We start from the raw sequence: 16605 nt of genomic DNA, 5'->3' as shown, positions 1-16605 counted from the left end.
GCACCAGCCCGAACTTAAGTGGTTCATGCTTTTTTTTACTTGTCTTTACAATTAGTGGTATTATCCGCGGCGCTTTACACAGTCTGAACGGAACTATGCAGGGGTTGTTGCCTGCACGGCCGCGTGGTTGCGCGGCTTGCCATGACAGGGGAAGAAAAGGAAATGATGAATAAAAAAGCCACGCTGGCACTGCTGGTTGCAACGGTATTAATCACCGGCTGTGCATCGCGCACGGCACCGATCCAGAACGTCAGCCAGACGGTCGCACAGAGCTACAGCGATCAGCAGATGCAGCGCGCTATCGTGGAAGCTGGCGCGGCCAATCACTGGGTGATCTCACCGGCGGGTCCGGGCGTGATGAATGGTCTGCTGGCAGAACGCGGCCACACGGCGAACATCCGTATCACCTACACTGTTAACAGCTACCGCATTGATTACGTCAGCAGCACCAATCTGAAAGCAGGCAGTGGCCAGATTCACCGTAACTACAACCGCTGGATTCAGAACCTGAACCAGGGCATCCAGACCCGTCTGGCGGTGCAGGCGGTAAAATAAGTCATCACGCGCGCCGCTAACAGTTAATCGTAAAGTTAGCCGGCACGCTGCCGAAATAGAAACAGGCGGACCCGATGTCCGCCTGAGAACTCGGCGACATCCGCGTGAGGCGGATGACTGGAATAGAGAGCAGGGAAGGGATGCCGTGCAGCGAAAATCTGACCATCCCTGAGGCTGAAGAAAGAATGCAGGTATGAAACTCGCTTACTCCCTTGTTGACTGGCATGCCATCGCGCCGGGCCACAGCAGCGCCGACGACTGGCAGCGCTGGGCGCAACACGCGCGGGTACTGGATGCCTGCCTGGCTATCGTCAAACCTCAGTTTTTACCGATGATGACTGCCCGTCGTCTCAGCCCCGGCAGTCGCGCCGCCGTTGAGTGCGGCCTTGCGCTGCTGGCCCGACAGTCGGTTGACGCCGTGGTGTTTACCAGCCGCCATGGCGAACTGGAACGCAATCTGCGTATTCTGCGTACGCTCGCGGACGGCCAGCCGCTATCCCCCACCGACTTCGCGATGTCGGTGCACAACTCGGCGGTCGGCAGCCTGACCATCGCCGCACGTCAGCCATTGGTGTCATCGTCAATTTCTGCCGGTATCGACAGCTTCCAGCAGGGCCTGCTTGAGGTTACCACGCTGCATCAGGCCGGTTACCAGCAGGTGCTGCTGGTGGATTTTGACGGGCTGGTGCCCGACTACTACCGCCCGTGGCTGCCGGAGATCGCTACTTTTAATGCACCCTACGCGGTTGCGCTGCTGCTGCGCGCCGGCGAAGCGTGGCGCTGTACGGCGACCGCCGCCCGCGCTCAGCCCGATGCGCTGCCGCAGAGCCTGCAGTTTCTGCATGCAATGCTGAGCGAGACGGCGGATTTCACCCTGGCCGGCGAGCGTCATCAGTGGCGCTGGGAGCGTGCTCATGGCGGATAACGCTATGCCGATGCGCCAGCGGCGCGGTGGCAACTATTACTGGCGGCTGGTGATGACCGCGCTTTGCTTTAGCCTGTTCAGCATTGGCGGTCTGTTGCTGTCGCTGATCTGGTTCAACCTGCTGCTGCTGATTCAGCGTGACGGTCTGCGCCGGCGGCAGATCGCGCGCCGCAGCATTGCATGGAGCTTTCGCTGCTTTCTGCGCTTCTGCCGTTTTGTCGGCGTGTATGACTATCAGATGCTGGGCGCAGAAGCGCTGCGTCAGGATCGCGGCTGCCTGATTGTCGCTAACCATCCGTCGCTGATCGATTACGTGATGATCGCCTCGCTGTTACCCGAGATGGATTGCCTGGTGAAGGCCGACCTGCAGCACAACATTTTCTTCCGCGGCGTTATTAAATCAGCCGATTACCTGATTAACAGCGAGGCGGAGACGCTACTGCCGGATAGCCAGCAGCGGCTGGCACGCGGCGATACCATTCTGATTTTCCCCGAAGGGACGCGCACCCGCTACGGCCAGCCGCTGCAACTGCAGCGCGGTGCGGCAAATATTGCGGTGCGCGCCGGATGCGATCTGCGCGTGATTCATATCACCTGTACCCAGCGTATGCTCGACAAGCAAAGCCGCTGGTATCAGATTCCGCTGGTTAAACCGGTTTTTACGGTACGCGTACAATCGCGTATTGCCAGCCACGCCTTTCACGAAGCGGATGAGGATGCGCAGCCGCTGGCCGCGCGCCGTTTGACGCGTTATTTGCAACAGGCGCTGGTGCCTGAAGAGACAAAGTAAGTTATGCAAGCACTGATTGACGACATCAAAACCATGATTATCGACACGCTGAATCTGGAAGATATCAGTCCGGATGATATCGATAGCGACGCACCGCTGTTTGGCGAAGGGCTGGGGCTCGACTCGATCGATGCGCTGGAGCTGGGACTGGCGGTGAAAAACCGCTTCGGCGTGCAGCTCTCCGCCGAGAGCGAAACGCTGCGGGCGCACTTTTTTTCCGTGGCCACGCTGGCCGCTTTTGTTGAACAACAGCAAGCCTGAGAACCGTCGACATGAATAAACAAGATATTTACCAGGAAGTGGCGACGCTGCTGACTACGCTGTTCGAAATTGATCCGGACGAGATTCGCCCGGACGCTCGCCTGTATGAAGATCTCGAACTCGACAGTATTGATGCGGTTGACATGGTGGTGCATCTGCAAAAACGCACCGGGCGTAAGATCAAGCCAGAAGCCTTCCGCGCGGTGCGCACCGTACAGGACGTGGTTGACGCCGTCGACCAGCTGATGCGCGACCAGGCCTGATAAACGCCATGCACAGGCTGTTGCAGCTGCTGAACGCGCTGGCGCTGATCGCCTGGCCATTGCTGGTATGGCTGGCGCTGACTCACCCGCAGTGGCGCGGCGTGCTGGTGCTGCTGGCGCTGGTGTTTGCGGCGCGCATCTGGAGCCTGCGTCAGGCGCAGGGCGCGCTGAACCGCACGCTGCTGCTGCTGGCGCTGATCGGCTGCCTGCTGTCTCTCGCCAGTATCGTGTTGCGGGCGCAGCATCTGCTGCTGTGGTATCCGGTGGTGGTGAATGGCCTGTTGCTTCTGCTGTTCGCCGCGTCGCTGTTCAGCCCGATGCCGCTGGTAGAGCGCCTGGCGCGCCTGCGTGAACCTCAGCTGCCGCCGCGTGCCGTTCGTTATACCCGACGCGTGACGCAGGTGTGGTGCGGGTTTTTTATTTTCAACGGCAGCGTGGCCCTGACTACCTGCCTGCTGAGTCATATCCGGCTATGGACACTCTGGAACGGGTGCATCAGCTATGTGCTGATGGGCGCGCTGATGGGCGGCGAATGGCTGCTGCGTCAGCGCATGAGGAAACACGCATGAAGGCCGTGGCGATTCGCGACTGGCTGCACGGCGCCGATCGTCTCGTCGCCTGGCAGGGGCAACAGCTGCATACGCTGGCGCAGATGCGGCAGCAGGTGCTGGGCTTAACCCATCAGCTACAGGCGCAGCCTGGCGCACGCTGGGCGCTGTGCTTTGACAACAGTTACCACTTTACTGTGGCGCTGCTGGCGAGCTGGTACGCCGGTAAAACGCCGGTCATCCCTGGCCACTGCCGCGCAGCGCAGCTGGAAGAGATGCACGACAGTCTTGATGGCGTGATCAGCGATATGCCGCTGGCGGTCACACTGCCACAGCTACGCTGGGACGGCGCGCTGGCGCAGGGCGCGCTGCCAGAGATGGCGGCGCAGGCGAGTCTGGTGCTGTTCACCTCCGGCTCAACCGGAACGCCGCGTCGCGTGGTCAAATCACTGCGCGCCATGGATCTGGAAGCTCAGTGGCTGGCCGATCTGTGGGGCACGCGTCTGCAGGCGTGTCACGTCATTGCCTCGGTAAGCCATCAGCATCTGTATGGCCTGAGTTTTCGCATTATTCTGCCGATGGCGCTCGGCCTGCCGTTCGCCGCGCAGCAGATCTTTTATGGCGAGCAGCTGGCCGATCAGCGTGCCGATCGCCGCTATGCCTTCATCAGCAGCCCGGCATTTCTGCGCCGGCTGGACGCCACGCTGTCGCCGCCATCCTGCGCGCTGATTGTCTCCGCGGGCGGCGCGCTGCCGGGCGCGGATGCGCAACGCGCGCAGCAAACGCTGGACTGCGCGGTGGATGAAATTTATGGCAGTACCGAAACCGGAGTGATCGCGTGGCGCCGGGCCAGCGATGACGCTGCGCTGTGGCAGTGTTTCCCCCACGTTTCGCTGCGCGAGATCGCGCCGCAGCGCTGGCAGGTCTTCTCCGATCTGCTGGAGAGCCGCGCGGGCTGTGCGCTGGACGATCGTATCGTGCAGCAGCCGTCGGGCCAGTTTCAGCTGGCAGGGCGCCAGGATCGGGTGGTGAAAATTGAAGACAAGCGCGTGTCGCTGAGCGAAGTAGAGCGTCGCCTGCTGGCGCTGCCTGGTGTGGAAGATGCCGCCGCGCTGGCGATTCAGCGTCACGGCCGCCATGCCATCGCGGTGGTGCTGGCGCTGCCGCAGCTGCCAGACGCCGCCACGCTGCACCAGCGTAAACAACAATGGAAACGCGCGCTGCAACCCTGGCTGGAGCCGGTTGCCATGCCGCGCTACTGGCGGGTGGTGACGGCAATTCCGGTCACCGCGCAGAGCAAACGCGCATGGCCGCAGATAGAGGAACTGTTTGATGTTACCGGTTGAATTAGACGCGCAACAGCAGGACGACACGCTCACCCTGCGCCTGCTGGCGGCTGCCGACCTGCTGTGGTTTCGCGGTCACTTCCCTACGCTGCCGATTCTGCCAGGAGTGGCGCAGCTTGACTGGGTACTGCACTACGGCCTGACGCGCCTCGCGCCGGGTAAGAGCTTTGCCTCAATTGAAAACATCAAATTCCAGCAGCCGGTGCCGCCGGATGCGCAGCTGGAGCTGCAGTTGCAGTGGCTGCCGGAAAAGTCGCTGCTGAGTTTTCGCTACGCGCTGCTGCGCGGTGCGCAGGCTGAGGTCGCCAGCAGCGGGAAGATTCGCCTGTGCTGAGTGCCTCTTTTGCGCCCTGCGTGCTGATTCCCTGCTACAACCACGGTGCCATGCTGGCGTCGGTGCTGGCGCGGCTGGCCCCGTTCAACCTGCCGGTGATCGTGGTCGACGACGGCAGCGATGCCCGGACCAAACAGCACATCGCTGCGCTGGATGCGCCGCAGCTCCGGGTGCTGACGCTGCCGCACAACCAGGGTAAGGGAGCGGCGGTGATTGCCGGACTGCGCGCCGCCGCAGCCGTGGGCTTTAGTCATGCGCTGCAGCTGGACGCCGACGGACAGCATCAGGTGGAGGACACACCGCGCATGCTGGCAGAGGCCGAACGCTATCCGCACTGCCTGATTTCCGGCCAGCCGCAGTACGATGCCTCAATCCCGAAATCCCGGCTCTATGGACGCTACATCACCCATTTCTGGGTATGGGTGGAAACGCTGTCGTTCTCGCTGAAAGACAGCATGTGCGGTTTCCGCGTCTATCCGCTGGCAGCGTCGCTTGAGCTGTGCGATCGCCGCGCTATTGGCCAGCGCATGGATTTTGACACCGAGATCATGGTGCGCCTCTACTGGCAGGGCACGCCGAGCCGGTTTATCCGCACGCGCGTGACCTATCCGCCGAGCGGCGTCTCACACTTTGACGCGCTGCACGACAACCTGCGTATCTCGTGGATGCACACCCGTCTGTTCTTTGGCATGCTGCCACGCATCCCGCAGCTGCTATCCCGCCGGCATCAGCAGGCGCACTGGGCAGCGACGCCAGAGCGCCGCGGCCAGTGGGGGCTGCGCTTTATGCTGTGGCTGTACCAGCGTGCCGGCCGCCTGCCGTTTATTCTGCTGCTGTGGCCAGTGGTGGCGGTGTACTGGCTCAGCGGTCGCGCGGCGCGGTCGGCGTCGCAGCAGTGGCTGACGCGCGTACAGGCCGTGGCGCATCAACAGCAGATTACGCTGCCGCGGCCGCTCAGCAGCTATCGCCACTTCCTGCGTTTTGGCAACAGCATGCTGGATAAAGTCGCCAGCTGGCGCGGTGACCTGCAATGGGGACGCGATATCGACTTCGCGCCCGGTGCGGAAACGGTGATTCGCGCCGCTGAAGGCAAAGGCCAGCTGATTCTCGCCTCGCATCTGGGCGATATCGAAGCCTGCCGGGCGATGGCGAAGCAGGTCAGCGGTCTGGTGATCAACGCGCTGGTGTTCACCGACAACGCCCAGCGCTTCCGCGCGGTGCTGGAGAGCATTGCGCCGCAGGCGGGCGTCAATCTGCTGCCGGTCAGTGATATCGGCCCGGACACCGCAATTTTACTGCAGCAAAAGCTGGATGCCGGTGAGTGGGTGGCCATTGTTGGCGACCGCACCGCCGTGCAGCGTCAGCGCGGCGGCGAACGGCGCGTGGTGTGGAGTGAATTTATGGGCCAACCGGCACCGTTCCCGCAGGGACCCTTTGTGCTGGCGGCGGCGCTGCGCTGTCCTGTGCTGCTGATGTTCGCGCTGCGCCAGCAGGGCAAACTGCGCGTGCACTGCGAGGCCTTTGCCGATCCTTTACCGCTGCCGCGCAATGGGCGACAGCAGGCGCTGCAGGCGGCGGTCGATCGCTACGCTGCGCGCCTGCAGCATCATGCCCTGCTGGCACCGCTGGACTGGTTTAACTTTTACGATTTCTGGGCTCTGCCCGAAGAGGAGCAACGCGATGCGTGACGCAAGCTGGCGCGCGGAGATTGAACGGGTGGTCTCGTTTCATGACTGCGATCCGATGGGCGTGGTGTGGCACGGCAACTATTTCCGCTACTTCGAAGTGGCGCGTGAAGCGCTGCTGCGCAGTATTAACTACAGCTATGCAGAGATGAGCGCCAGCGGCTACGTCTGGCCGGTGGTCGATACCCGGGTTAAATACCGCCTGCCGCTGCGCTGTGAAGAGGCCATTCGTGTTGAAGCCAGCATCAGCGAATATGAGAACCGGCTGCGCATCGATTATGTCATCCGTAACGCTGCCGGGCAGGTGACCACCAAAGCGCACACGCTGCAGGTGGCGGTCAGCGCCAGCACGCAGGAGATGTGCTTTGTCTCGCCAGATATTCTGCTGCAGCGTTTGGGGGTGTCATCATGATTCGTCTGGTCTGCCTGCTGCTGACGCTGCTCAGCGCCAGCGCCAGCGCGGTGACGCTGGAACAGCTACAGCAGCGCTTTGCCAGCCAGCCGGTGATTCGCGCCAACTTTGTTCAGGTGCGCAGCATCGCTGGCATGGCACAGCCGCTGGTGTCGCGCGGCCAGCTGTTGATTGCTCAGCAGCAGGGGCTGTGGTGGCACCAGGCGACACCGTTCCCGATGACGCTGATTCTGGATGATCACCGCATGGTGCAAAGCATGAGCGGCCAGCCGCCGCAGGTGATCACCGCAGACAGCAATCCGCAAATGTTCCAGTTTAACCATCTGCTGCGCGCGCTGTTCCAGGCGGATGAGCAGGTACTGCGCGAGAATTTTGTGCTCGATTTCCGCGATGATGGTGGCGACGGCTGGCAGCTGAGCCTGACGCCGAAAGCGGCACCGCTGAATAAGATCTTCAACCGCATCGATCTGCAGGGCGCGGCGTATCTCAACCGCATTACGCTGGATGACCGCCAGGGCGATAAAACGGAAATCACTCTGAGCGATACCCGTACGCAGCCCTGCCAACTGACTGATGAAGAGCGAGCCCGTTTTGCCGCAGCGCAGTGAGATTTTTGCCGCGCGCGCCTGGCTGGCCGTCTGTCTGCTGCTGATGCTGGCGCTGGCCTGGTTACTGCCGCGCAGCCACATTAACAGCAGCGTGCTGGCTCTCCTGCCGCAGCAGAATCTTGGCCAGGCGCCGGCAGAGATTCAGCAGGGGTTTATGCAGCGGCTCGACCGCCAGCTGGTGTGGCTGGTGAGTGCGCCTGGTGCAGACGGTGACGCCGCCGCCGCGTGGTGGCAGGCGCAGCTCCGGGCACTGCCGATGCTCAGTGAGGTCAGCGGCGCGCTGGATGATGATCAGCTGCAGCGCTGGGGAAGCTTTGCTTATCAGCATCGCAACGGGCTGATCGATCCGCTGACGCGTGCGCGACTGCAGCACGGCGGCGGCGCGCAGGCCGACTGGATTCTGGCGCAGCTGTTTTCGGCGTTTGCCGGGGTGAGCAGCAAAGAGCTTGCCGGTGACCCGCTGCTGCTGGTGCGTGGCGCGCAGCTGGCGCTGCAGCAGAACGCCAGCAAAATGGTGCTGCACAACGGCTGGCTGACGGTCAGCGATGCGCAGCAGCGCCGCTGGTATTTTCTGCACGGCGAACTGGTACATAACGCCTTCAGCATGGCGCAGAGCCATCAGCTGGTCAGCGCGCTGCATCAGCTTGAGCAGCAGTTGAAACAGCGCTGGCCGCAGGCGCAGCTGCTGACGCGCGGCACGGTGCTGTTCGGCGACGATGCCAGCCAGCGCGCGCAGCATGATGTTGCCACGCTGGGCAGCGTGACGCTGGGCGGTTTGCTGTTGCTGGTGTGGCTGGTGTTTCGCTCACTGCGGCCGCTGGCGCTGAGCGCGCTGTCGGTAGCCATCGGGGCGATGGCCGGCACCGTGTTCACGCTGCTGTTTTTTGGTGAGCTGCATCTCACCACGCTGGTGATGAGTCTCAGTATTGTCGGCATCTCGGCCGATTATACGCTGTACTACCTGACGGAACGCATGGTGCACGGTGAGCACGCCACACCGTGGCAGAGTCTGCATAAAGTGCGCGGTACGCTGCTGCTGGCGCTGGGCACCACGGCGATCGCCTGGCTGCTGATGTTGCTGGCACCGTTTCCCGGGCTGCGCCAGCTGGCGGTATTTGCCGCCAGCGGCCTGAGCGCCTCGTGCCTGACGGTGATCTGTTTCTATCCGTGGCTGGTGCGCGGCCTGCCGGTGCGACCGGTGCCAGCGATGGTGTGGCTGGCGCGCTGGCTGGCCGCGTGGCGCCGCCAGCGCGGGCTGCGCGTCGGGTTACCGCTGCTGGTAGCCCTTTACGCGCTGAGCGGCATCTTACAGCTGCGCGTCGACGATAATATTGCTCATCTGCAGAGCGCGCCGGCGCAGCTGCTGGCGCAGGATCGCCAGCTGGCGCAGCTCACCGGGCAACAGGCCGATCAAACCTGGTTTGTCGTCTGGGGTGATAACGAGCAGCAGGTGTTGCAGCGGCTTAATGCGCTGGCGCCCGAACTGCAGCGCGCGCAGCAGCAGGGCTGGCTGGCGAGCTATCGCCTGCTGCCGCTCAGCACGCTGGAACAGCAGCAGCAGGATGTCGCGCTGTTACAGCAGGCGGCCCCGACCATCATGGCGCGTCTGCAACAGGCCGGTATTCGTCCGGCGCAGGCCAGTCTGCAGCCGATGCCGGTCAGCGTGCAGGCGTGGCTGGCGAGTCCGCTGAGTGAAGGCTGGCGGCTGCTGTGGCTTTCGCTGCCTGACGGACGCAGCAGCGTGCTGGTCCCGGTGAGCGGCGTGCAGAACAGTGCCGCGCTGCAAAAGCTGGCGACAGCGCAGGCAGGTGTGAGCTGGGTTGATCGCAAGGCCCGTTACGATGAGCTGTTTGGCTTCTGGCGCACGCTGCTAAGCGGCCTGCTGGCGCTGGCGCTGCTGCTGATCACCGTCAGCTACACCCTGCGCCTTGGCCTCAAAGCCGGGCTGCGCAGCGCGCTGCCGTCATGGCTGTCGCTGGCGGCCGCGCTGGCCACGCTCGGCTGGCTGGGTGCCAGTCTGAATCTGTTTGCGCTGCTGGCGCTGATTCTGGTGCTGGGCATTGGCATCAATTACACGCTGTTTTTCAGTAATCCGCGCGGCACGCCGCTGACGTCGATGCTGGCGGTGACGCTGGCGATGATGACCACGCTGCTGACGCTGGGCATGCTGGTATTCAGCAGCACCAGCGCTATCAGCAGTTTTGGTACCGTGCTGTGCAGCGGAATTTTTTGTGCATTTTTACTGGCGCCGCTGGCGCTGGCGGGCGGAAAAAGGAAATCACGATGAGAATGGGTGCGTTACTGCTGGCGCTCAGCCTGCTGCTGAGCGGGTGTGCGTCTCACCATGACGAGTCCAGCCGACCCACGGCCTGGCTCAAACCCGGCGTGCGCGTCACGCTGCCGGCACCGGGCATTTCGCCCGGCTTTCAGCAGCAGCAGTTGCTGACCGGCCGCGTGAAGGGCAAAACCCAGTCATTGCTGGTGCTGCTCAGCGCGGATGCGCAGCAGATCTCGCTGGCCGGGCTGTCGTCGCTTGGCATCCGGCTATTCCGCGTCACTTACGATCAACAGGGGATTCATACCCAGCAGATGATGGCGCTGCCCGACCTGCCGCCAGCCAGCCAGGTGCTGGCCGATATTATGCTGAGCTACTGGCCGGTCAGCGCGTGGCAGCCGCAATTGCCCTCCGGCTGGACGCTGCGCGATGTGGGCGACCGGCGCGAATTGCGCGATGCCTCCGGCCAGCTGATCAGCCTGATTCATTATCTGCAGCGCGGGGAACAGCGTGAGCCGATTAGCGTTGATCAGCGCGCCTTTGGCTATCAGATTCACATCCAGCATCTGGACGCCTCCTCATGATTTACCTGTCGGCTTTTGGCATGGTCAATGCGCTGGGCAGCAGCCTGGCGCAGATTGCCGCCCAGCTACAGCAGGGCACAGCGCCCGGCATGCAGCCGCGTGACGGCTGGTTAGCGCAGGGCAAGCGCTGCTGGCTGGGTGAAGTGCCGGGCGCGCTGCCGCCGGTACCGGCTGAACTGGCGGCGCATGATACGCGCAACAATCGATTGCTGCTGGCGGCGCTGCAGCAGTGCCAGCCAGCGCTGGATGAGGCGATTACGCGCTATGGTCGCGCCCGTGTGGCCATCGTGCTGGGCACCAGTACTTCCGGCGTGGATGAGGGCGATCGGCAGACGGACGGCGGCCATGCCGGTTATGACTACCGGATGCAGGAACTGGGCGATCCGTCGCGCTTTCTGGCGCACTATCTGCAGCTGGATGGCCCGGCGTACACGATTTCTACGGCCTGCTCCTCCAGCGCGCGCGCCATCATCAGCGGGGCGCGGCTGATTGCTGCCGGTCTGGCCGACGTAGCGCTGGTGGGCGGTGCGGACTCGCTCAGCCGCATGCCGATTAACGGCTTTGCCAGCCTCGATTCGCTGTCGGAACATCACTGCGCACCGTTCAGCGCCGGACGCGACGGTATTTCTATTGGCGAAGCGGCGGCGCTGCTGCTGCTGACGCGCGAGCCGCAGCCGCTGGCGCTGCTGGGTTGCGGTGAATCGTCAGATGCCTGGCACATGTCAGCGCCGCATCCGCAGGGCGTGGGCGCGGAAGCCGCCATGCGCATGGCGCTGCAGCAGGCCGGTTTGCAGCCGCACGAGGTGGGCTATATCAATCTGCACGGTACCGCCACGCCGCTCAACGATCAGGTTGAAGCGGCGGTGATTCACCGCCTGTTTGGCGATGCCGTGCCATGCAGTTCCACTAAGCACCTCACCGGCCACACGTTAGGCGCAGCAGGCGCCACCGAAGCCGCGCTGGCGGCCCTGATTATCCAGCAACAGTTGTCGCTGCCGCCGCAGGATTTTTCGCACGCGACGCAGGATAGTACGCTGCCGCCCTGTGGACTGCTGACGGTGGCACAGCCGCTGGCGCGCCCGGTGATTGCCTCCAACTCATTTGCCTTTGGCGGGAACAATACCTGCCTGATTGTAGGATCTTCGCATGAATGATTTTTTGCCGGTGGGCGATTACCTGCCGCACCGCGCGCCGCTGCTGCTGCTTGAGCGCGTGCTTGACGTCACGCCAGACAGCGTTGTCTGTGCGGTCACGGTGAGCCCGCATGGCGTGCTGGCACCGTTTCTCACGCCGCAGGGCGAGCTGCCGGCGTGGTTTGGCGTCGAGATCATGGCGCAGACCGTGGGCGTCTGGTCCGGCTTTCATGCCCGCCAGCGCGGTGCCAGTGATATCCGCCCCGGCATGCTGCTGGGCGGGCGCGGCTATCGTGCCAGTGCGTCCACCTTCGCGGCACACAGTGAGTTGCAGATTGAGATGCACCTGCTGATGCGCGATGACAAGCTGGGCAGTTTTGAGGGCGAGATCCGCTGCGGCACCAGCCTGCTGGCCAGCGGACGACTGAACACCTACCAGCCCGACGACGACGAATTAACCCGATTAGCGCAACAAGGAACCGAGTGATGACCCGCAGCGTATTAGTAACCGGGGCCAGTAAAGGTATTGGCCGTGCCATGGCTTTACGTCTGGCCGTCGACGGATTTGATATTGTGGTGCATTACCACCGCGACGCCGCCGGTGCGCAGCAGACGCTGGCGCAGATCGTTGCCGCAGGCGGCCGCGGCCGCACGCTGCAGTTTGACGTGGCACAGCGGGAAGCCACGCGTAACGCGCTGGAGCAGGATATCGCCGCGCACGGGGCTTATTATGGTGTGATCAGCAATGCGGGCATTACCCGCGACGGCGCTTTTCCGGCGCTCACCGAAGATGAATGGGACAGCGTGATCCACACCAACCTCGACAGCTTTTACAACGTGATTCATCCCTGCGTCATGCCGATGATCGGCCTGCGCCAGGGCGGACGCATCATTACCCTCTCTTCGGTATCCGGCATGATGGGCAACCGCGGACAGGTCAACTACAGCGCGGCCAAGGCCGGTATCATCGGCGCCACGAAAGCGCTGGCGATTGAACTGGCGAAACGCAAAATCACCGTTAACTGTATCGCGCCAGGTTTGATCGATACCGGCATGACCGATCTTGAGCCACAGGTAATCGACGAAGCGCTGAAAATCATTCCGATGAAACGTATGGGCGCGGCAGACGAAGTCGCTGGCCTGGCCAGCTATCTGATGTCGGATATCGCTGGCTACGTTACGCGTCAGGTGATTTCCATCAACGGAGGGATGTTGTGATGCAGCGGGTAGTGGTTACCGGTATGGGCGGCGTCACCGCTTTCGGTGAGAGCTGGAGCGCGGTGGCGCAGCGCATTAAACAGGGCCAGAATGCGGTACGTAAAATGCCGGAGTGGCAAGTCTATGATGGCCTGCACACGCTGCTGGGCGCGCCGATCGATGACTTCACGCTGCCGCCGCACTACACGCGTAAACGCATCCGCGCCATGGGCCGCGTCTCACTGCTGGCGACGCGTGCCACCGAGCTGGCGCTGGAGCAGGCCGGCCTGATTGACCATCCGGTGCTGACCAGTGGTGAAACCGGCATCGCCTATGGGTCTTCGACCGGCAGCACCGGTCCGGTGAGCGAATTCGCCACCATGCTGACGGAAAAGCACACCAACAACATCACCGGCACCACCTACGTGCAGATGATGCCGCACACCACGGCAGTCAACGCCGGACTGTTTTTTGGTCTTCGCGGTCGCGTGATCCCCACGTCCAGCGCCTGCACTTCTGGCAGCCAGGCGATTGGCTACGCGTGGGAAGCCATTCGCCATGGCTATCAGACCGTGATGGTCGCGGGCGGGGCAGAGGAGCTGTGCCCCTCGGAAGCCGCCGTGTTCGATACGCTGTTTGCCACCAGCCAGCGTAACGACGCGCCGCACACCTCGCCGGCACCGTTCGATCAACAGCGCGACGGTCTGGTGATTGGCGAAGGGGCGGGCACGCTGATTCTGGAATCGCTGGCACATGCGCAGGCGCGCGGCGCGACCATCTATGCGGAGCTGGTCGGTTTTCACACTAACTGTGACGCGGCCCATATCACTCAGCCGCAGCGTGAAACCATGCAGATTTGTATTCAGCGCGCGCTGGACAGCGCAGGGGTGACGGCAGCGCAGATTGGTTACATTAACGCACACGGTACCGCCACCGATCGCGGCGATATTGCCGAAAGCCAGGCGACGGCAGCAATTTTTGGCAATCGTACACCCATCTCTTCGCTGAAAAGCTATTTCGGTCACACGCTGGGTGCCTGCGGCGCGCTGGAAGCCTGGATGAGTATTGAGATGATGCGTGAGGGCTGGTTTGCGCCCACGCTGAATCTGACGCAGCCCGCCGCCGAATGCGGTGAGCTGGATTACATCACTGGCGCGCCCCGGCAGCTACAGACCGATTACGTCCAGTCAAACAACTTTGCTTTTGGCGGTATCAACACCTCACTGGTGTTTAAACGCTGGCGCGACGCCTGAGTCTCTCCGTTTACCCCTCATTCCCGTCGCCCGGCGGGAATCTTCCTCCCCGATGATGCCTCTGGCGGTGATACACCGCCGGATTTCGCTTGCATTTAGCTGTACGCTGCGCATAATCGCAAACCGCAATAATAATGATTCTCAGTATAATTTACATCAGGGGATAACCATGCGCAGAACGCCTTTCAATCCCGGAATGAAACCGACGCTGCTGGCCATGCTGGTCAGCGCCGGTTGTTTGCCAGTGATGGCTGCTACCACTAACACCAGTAACGCACCTCAGGGCGCTAACGAACAGCAGACGCTGACCGTCACCGCCACGCCGCAGAGTGAATTCAAACCCGGCGGCAACGACTTAGTACCGGCCTTTCTCGACGGCCAGATTGCCCACGGCGGTCGCCTCGGCATGCTGGGCGAGCAAAACGCCATGGACGTGCCGTTCAACGTCATCGGCTATACGGCAAAAATGATTCAGGACCAGCAAGCGCAAACCATCGCCGATGTGGTGCGCAACGATGCGGGCGTGCAGAACGTAAAAGGTTACGGCAATTTTGCTGAAACTTACCGCATCCGGGGTTTCACTCTCGACGGCGATGATATGACCTTCGGCGGTCTGCCGGGCGTGGTGCCGCGCCAGGTGATGGACGCTTCGCTGATCGATCGCGTGGAGATCTTCAAAGGCGCGAACAGTCTGGTTAACGGCGCAGCCAGTTCCGGCGTCGGCGGTATGATCAACCTCGAGCCGAAACATGCCGACGATACGCCGATCAATCGCGTGGGCCTCGATTACACCTCCTCGTCTCAGGTTGGCGGAACGCTGGACGTGGGGCGTCGCTTTGGCGATAACAATCAGTTTGGCGTGCGGGTTAATGCCGTGCATCGCGAGGGTGAAACCGGCGTTGACGGCGAGAAAAAACGCACCACGGCGGCCTCGGTCGGTCTTGATTATCGCGGCGACCGGCTGCGCACCTCGCTGGACGTCGGCTATCAGAAGAAAACCTTCCATGACGGCTTACAGGGCGTGAAATTCGCCAGCGCCGGGGTGATCCCGGCGGTGCCGTCAAATTCGCACAACTACAGCCAGAAATGGGTGTACAGCGATATGGAATCTGAATTCGGTATCGCCAAAGCAGAATACGATATTACCGACAGCTGGACGGCCTATGCCGGTCTCGGCGCACAGCACGCTCATGAAACCGGCAACTACGGCGCGCCGACCATTACCAACAGCAACGGTGACGGCACCATCAGCAGCTTCTACTCCAACCGCATTCAGGACAACATGAGCGGCATGGTGGGGCTGCGCGGTGAGTTCCACACCGGTTTCGTCAGTCATAAAGTCAACGTGGGTTACTCGGCGCTGACCACCAATGCGAAAAATGCCTACGACATGTCGCTGGTGGGCACGCCGTTTAATATCTACCACAGCGGTGACGTGGCGGAACCGGCGGCCACCTTCGCCGGCGGCAAGTTCTCCGATCCGCTTACCACGTCACGTACCCGCACCCAGGGCTATCTGCTGAGCGATACGCTCGGATTACTGGACGATACGCTGCTGGTGACCGTCGGTGCTCGCCATCAGAAAGTGGTGGTGCGCAGCTATAACTACAACACCGGCGCGGAAAGCGTTGATTCGCGCTTCACCAACGACCGCTGGATGCCAACGTACGGCGTGGTTTACAAGCCATGGAAAGAAGTGGCGCTGTACGCGAACCATACGGAAGCGCTGCAGCCTGGTGAAGTGGCCCCTAAAGACGCCATCAACTATGGCACTGTGACCGGCGTGGCGCACTCGAAGCAGAATGAGATCGGTGTTAAAACCGATTTCGGCCGCATCGGCGGCTCGCTGGGGCTGTTCGAAATCCAGAAACCGTCCGGCCTGATCAACAGTGACAATGTCTACGTCATGGATGGCGAGCAGCGCCATCGCGGCGTGGAAGCCAACGTGTTTGGTGAGCCGGTGCTGGGCCTGCGCCTCAACGCCAGCGCCACCTGGATCGATCCGGTGATGAAGAAAACCGCCGGCGGCACTTACGATGGCAAACAGGCGATCGGCGTGCCGCGCTACACCTACGTGCTGGGCGCGGAGTATGACATCAAGCCGGTGGAGGGTCTGACGGCCACGGCGCTGCTCAACCACAGCGGTGCTCAGTACGCCAACTCGGCCAACACCCTCAAGCTGGACAGCTATACCACGCTGGATCTTGGTATGCGTTACCGCATGAAGGTGAATCAGAACGATCTGGTGTGGCGCGTGGCGGTCGAAAACGTCACCAATGAGAAGTACTGGTCAAACGTTGATGACACCGGCACCTATCTCGCGCAGGGCGACCCGCGCACGCTGAAAATCAGCATGAGCTACGATTTCTAAGCGGCCACCACGGGGCGTAGTGACGCTCCGTGGTCTTTTCCGACAGAAATAGTGCTGTACGTTGG

Annotated in this window: 18 protein-coding genes; all 18 read left to right on the top strand. The window is 62.2% G+C overall.

Annotated elements, in window-relative coordinates:
* Positions 1-165 precede the first annotated feature (165 nt).
* The 18 genes from H7K56_RS03465 (at position 166) to H7K56_RS03380 (ending at position 16540) form a co-directional block, all read left to right on the top strand.
* Positions 166-555, top strand: a complete 390-nt coding sequence (locus H7K56_RS03465) for a hypothetical protein (protein ID WP_375140407.1) — start codon at positions 166-168, stop codon at positions 553-555.
* Between the two features lie 193 nt (positions 556-748).
* A complete protein-coding gene (locus tag H7K56_RS03460) occupies positions 749-1480 on the top strand; it encodes a beta-ketoacyl synthase chain length factor (protein ID WP_150360972.1) in 732 nt (243 codons plus the stop codon).
* The gene (locus H7K56_RS03455) at positions 1470-2270 is read left to right on the top strand and encodes a lysophospholipid acyltransferase family protein (protein WP_021508264.1); all 801 of its coding nucleotides are present in this window, start codon (positions 1470-1472) and stop codon (positions 2268-2270) included. Before H7K56_RS03460 ends, H7K56_RS03455 begins: the two co-directional genes overlap by 11 nt.
* Before the next feature lie 3 nt (positions 2271-2273).
* On the top strand, positions 2274-2531 hold the full coding sequence (locus tag H7K56_RS03450; protein ID WP_021508263.1) for a phosphopantetheine-binding protein: 258 nt from the start codon (positions 2274-2276) through the stop codon (positions 2529-2531).
* 11 nt (positions 2532-2542) lie between these two features.
* Positions 2543-2794: an acyl carrier protein gene (locus H7K56_RS03445; protein WP_021508262.1), complete on the top strand. Its 252-nt coding sequence runs from the start codon at positions 2543-2545 to the stop codon at positions 2792-2794.
* 8 nt (positions 2795-2802) lie between these two features.
* The gene (locus H7K56_RS03440; RefSeq protein ID WP_021508261.1) at positions 2803-3363 is read left to right on the top strand and encodes a COG4648 family protein; all 561 of its coding nucleotides are present in this window, start codon (positions 2803-2805) and stop codon (positions 3361-3363) included.
* Positions 3360-4688 carry an AMP-binding protein gene (locus H7K56_RS03435; protein WP_150360971.1) on the top strand — a complete coding sequence of 443 codons (1329 nt, stop codon included), beginning with the start codon at positions 3360-3362 and terminating at the stop codon, positions 4686-4688. The genes H7K56_RS03440 and H7K56_RS03435 overlap by 4 nt, the downstream gene beginning before the upstream one ends.
* Positions 4675-5022, top strand: coding sequence for an ApeI family dehydratase (locus H7K56_RS03430; protein WP_058780771.1), 348 nt, complete (start codon positions 4675-4677; stop codon positions 5020-5022). Before H7K56_RS03435 ends, H7K56_RS03430 begins: the two co-directional genes overlap by 14 nt.
* Positions 5016-6710: a glycosyltransferase family 2 protein gene (locus H7K56_RS03425; RefSeq protein ID WP_150360970.1), complete on the top strand. Its 1695-nt coding sequence runs from the start codon at positions 5016-5018 to the stop codon at positions 6708-6710. The genes H7K56_RS03430 and H7K56_RS03425 overlap by 7 nt, the downstream gene beginning before the upstream one ends.
* Positions 6703-7119: an acyl-CoA thioesterase gene (locus H7K56_RS03420; RefSeq protein WP_021508257.1), complete on the top strand. Its 417-nt coding sequence runs from the start codon at positions 6703-6705 to the stop codon at positions 7117-7119. The genes H7K56_RS03425 and H7K56_RS03420 overlap by 8 nt, the downstream gene beginning before the upstream one ends.
* Positions 7116-7727 carry an outer membrane lipoprotein carrier protein LolA gene (locus H7K56_RS03415; protein WP_150360969.1) on the top strand — a complete coding sequence of 204 codons (612 nt, stop codon included), beginning with the start codon at positions 7116-7118 and terminating at the stop codon, positions 7725-7727. Before H7K56_RS03420 ends, H7K56_RS03415 begins: the two co-directional genes overlap by 4 nt.
* Positions 7693-10014 carry an MMPL family transporter gene (locus H7K56_RS03410; protein WP_150360968.1) on the top strand — a complete coding sequence of 774 codons (2322 nt, stop codon included), beginning with the start codon at positions 7693-7695 and terminating at the stop codon, positions 10012-10014. Before H7K56_RS03415 ends, H7K56_RS03410 begins: the two co-directional genes overlap by 35 nt.
* Positions 10011-10586: a DUF3261 domain-containing protein gene (locus H7K56_RS03405; protein ID WP_058769605.1), complete on the top strand. Its 576-nt coding sequence runs from the start codon at positions 10011-10013 to the stop codon at positions 10584-10586. The genes H7K56_RS03410 and H7K56_RS03405 overlap by 4 nt, the downstream gene beginning before the upstream one ends.
* Positions 10583-11740 carry a beta-ketoacyl-[acyl-carrier-protein] synthase family protein gene (locus H7K56_RS03400; protein ID WP_058759687.1) on the top strand — a complete coding sequence of 386 codons (1158 nt, stop codon included), beginning with the start codon at positions 10583-10585 and terminating at the stop codon, positions 11738-11740. The genes H7K56_RS03405 and H7K56_RS03400 overlap by 4 nt, the downstream gene beginning before the upstream one ends.
* Positions 11733-12206, top strand: a complete 474-nt coding sequence (locus H7K56_RS03395; protein ID WP_058769607.1) for a hotdog family protein — start codon at positions 11733-11735, stop codon at positions 12204-12206. Before H7K56_RS03400 ends, H7K56_RS03395 begins: the two co-directional genes overlap by 8 nt.
* Positions 12206-12937 carry a 3-ketoacyl-ACP reductase FabG2 gene (locus H7K56_RS03390; RefSeq protein WP_058769608.1) on the top strand — a complete coding sequence of 244 codons (732 nt, stop codon included), beginning with the start codon at positions 12206-12208 and terminating at the stop codon, positions 12935-12937. The genes H7K56_RS03395 and H7K56_RS03390 overlap by 1 nt, the downstream gene beginning before the upstream one ends.
* The gene (locus H7K56_RS03385; RefSeq protein ID WP_058759684.1) at positions 12937-14169 is read left to right on the top strand and encodes a beta-ketoacyl-ACP synthase; all 1233 of its coding nucleotides are present in this window, start codon (positions 12937-12939) and stop codon (positions 14167-14169) included. The genes H7K56_RS03390 and H7K56_RS03385 overlap by 1 nt, the downstream gene beginning before the upstream one ends.
* Before the next feature lie 169 nt (positions 14170-14338).
* Positions 14339-16540: a TonB-dependent receptor gene (locus tag H7K56_RS03380; protein WP_150360967.1), complete on the top strand. Its 2202-nt coding sequence runs from the start codon at positions 14339-14341 to the stop codon at positions 16538-16540.
* Positions 16541-16605 lie beyond the last annotated feature (65 nt).

Source organism: Pantoea dispersa (genome assembly GCF_014155765.1).
Taxonomy (GTDB): Bacteria; Pseudomonadota; Gammaproteobacteria; order Enterobacterales; family Enterobacteriaceae; genus Pantoea; species Pantoea dispersa.
This window is presented reverse-complemented; position numbering and strand designations above follow the sequence as displayed.

What these genes read in the sequence shown, in the direction of transcription:
- H7K56_RS03430 (WP_058780771.1), top strand. Translation starts at nt 4,675, where the DNA reads ATGTTACCGGTTGAATTAGACGCGCAACAGCAGGACGACACGCTCACC.
- H7K56_RS03460 (WP_150360972.1), top strand. Translation starts at nt 749, where the DNA reads ATGAAACTCGCTTACTCCCTTGTTGACTGGCATGCCATCGCGCCGGGC.
- H7K56_RS03465 (WP_375140407.1), top strand. Translation starts at nt 166, where the DNA reads ATGAATAAAAAAGCCACGCTGGCACTGCTGGTTGCAACGGTATTAATC.
- H7K56_RS03405 (WP_058769605.1), top strand. Translation starts at nt 10,011, where the DNA reads ATGAGAATGGGTGCGTTACTGCTGGCGCTCAGCCTGCTGCTGAGCGGG.
- H7K56_RS03445 (WP_021508262.1), top strand. Translation starts at nt 2,543, where the DNA reads ATGAATAAACAAGATATTTACCAGGAAGTGGCGACGCTGCTGACTACG.
- H7K56_RS03450 (WP_021508263.1), top strand. Translation starts at nt 2,274, where the DNA reads ATGCAAGCACTGATTGACGACATCAAAACCATGATTATCGACACGCTG.
- H7K56_RS03455 (WP_021508264.1), top strand. Translation starts at nt 1,470, where the DNA reads ATGGCGGATAACGCTATGCCGATGCGCCAGCGGCGCGGTGGCAACTAT.
- H7K56_RS03415 (WP_150360969.1), top strand. Translation starts at nt 7,116, where the DNA reads ATGATTCGTCTGGTCTGCCTGCTGCTGACGCTGCTCAGCGCCAGCGCC.
- H7K56_RS03420 (WP_021508257.1), top strand. Translation starts at nt 6,703, where the DNA reads ATGCGTGACGCAAGCTGGCGCGCGGAGATTGAACGGGTGGTCTCGTTT.
- H7K56_RS03380 (WP_150360967.1), top strand. Translation starts at nt 14,339, where the DNA reads ATGCGCAGAACGCCTTTCAATCCCGGAATGAAACCGACGCTGCTGGCC.
- H7K56_RS03390 (WP_058769608.1), top strand. Translation starts at nt 12,206, where the DNA reads ATGACCCGCAGCGTATTAGTAACCGGGGCCAGTAAAGGTATTGGCCGT.
- H7K56_RS03410 (WP_150360968.1), top strand. Translation starts at nt 7,693, where the DNA reads ATGAAGAGCGAGCCCGTTTTGCCGCAGCGCAGTGAGATTTTTGCCGCG.
- H7K56_RS03385 (WP_058759684.1), top strand. Translation starts at nt 12,937, where the DNA reads ATGCAGCGGGTAGTGGTTACCGGTATGGGCGGCGTCACCGCTTTCGGT.
- H7K56_RS03435 (WP_150360971.1), top strand. Translation starts at nt 3,360, where the DNA reads ATGAAGGCCGTGGCGATTCGCGACTGGCTGCACGGCGCCGATCGTCTC.
- H7K56_RS03400 (WP_058759687.1), top strand. Translation starts at nt 10,583, where the DNA reads ATGATTTACCTGTCGGCTTTTGGCATGGTCAATGCGCTGGGCAGCAGC.
- H7K56_RS03395 (WP_058769607.1), top strand. Translation starts at nt 11,733, where the DNA reads ATGAATGATTTTTTGCCGGTGGGCGATTACCTGCCGCACCGCGCGCCG.
- H7K56_RS03440 (WP_021508261.1), top strand. Translation starts at nt 2,803, where the DNA reads ATGCACAGGCTGTTGCAGCTGCTGAACGCGCTGGCGCTGATCGCCTGG.